The organism is Micromonospora sp. MP36 (genome assembly GCF_008119785.1).
Lineage (GTDB): Bacteria > Actinomycetota > Actinomycetes > Mycobacteriales > Micromonosporaceae > Micromonospora.
Genome location: NZ_VSFA01000279.1, coordinates 1 through 885, shown reverse-complemented (window position 1 = coordinate 885; position 885 = coordinate 1). Strand labels below are relative to the sequence as shown.

Here is an 885-nt window from a genome sequence, read left to right as displayed (position 1 = left end):
CGCACCGCGTGTGCCCGCGCTGTGCTGCGGACAGGCGTGGACGAGGGGACCGGTGAGGTCCTGTCGCAGGCCGTGCTTGCGCAACGTATCGGCTGGTGCGTCGACCTGGTGGCGGGGATGGTCTCCGGCCTGTTGGCGGAGCGCTGGAATCCCGCGGATGTGGAGGTGCTCGCCTCCGGTGTGGACGCCAGCGGCCGGAAGCTTCCGTCGAACGCCTGGATGGCGTTGCGGCGCTTGGGTTGGACGGTCGCCCCGCCTGAGGGTGTGAGGGTCAACGACCGGATCGTGCGCATGGCCCAGGAGCAGGCCGGACGGGCGCTGCGCTCGGCGTCGTGGCGTGCGGGCCTGACCTCCGGGGTGTTGGCGACGTGGCCGGCCGATCCGCGTCAGCGCACCGCGCAGGAGTGGGAGCAGGTACGCAAGGCGGTTCCGGGCGGGGAGCATCTGCCGTCCAGCATGATCAAGTCCCGCACGCGGCAGGCCGCCAGGTTCCTTGCCGCCAATGGCCGTCTGCCGGTGGACGTGTTCGAGCTTGAAGGCGTCCCACGGGTCGCGCGGATGCTGCTGTTGGCCGCGTGTGACCGGCAGCAGGCCAGCATCGAACGCAGCGACACCGACCCTGCGAGGGTGTTGCTGCGGTTGCAGTTGCCGACGCGCCCGGATCCGCGAGCCTATGCGGATTGGACGTGGGTGGCTTGTCCGATCAGCCTGCCGCCCACGGTCCCCGCGGGCGCGGTGGTGCACCTGCCCAGCCTCCGCCTCACCGGCCGGCAGGTGCACGCCGATGTCGCGTACACGCACGCTGTGCCGAAGGCTCGGCGGACCGGTCACTCGGTGGCGCTGGGTGTGGACTGGGGGCTGAACACTCTCCTCAGCGCGGGAGCA

1 protein-coding gene is annotated in these 885 nt (G+C 71.3%); it reads left to right on the top strand.

What is annotated here, in order from left to right:
- Positions 1-36: 36 nt before the first annotated feature.
- The coding region (locus FXF52_RS41155; RefSeq protein WP_222870969.1) for a hypothetical protein at positions 37-885 on the top strand (849 nt) is incomplete at its 3' end.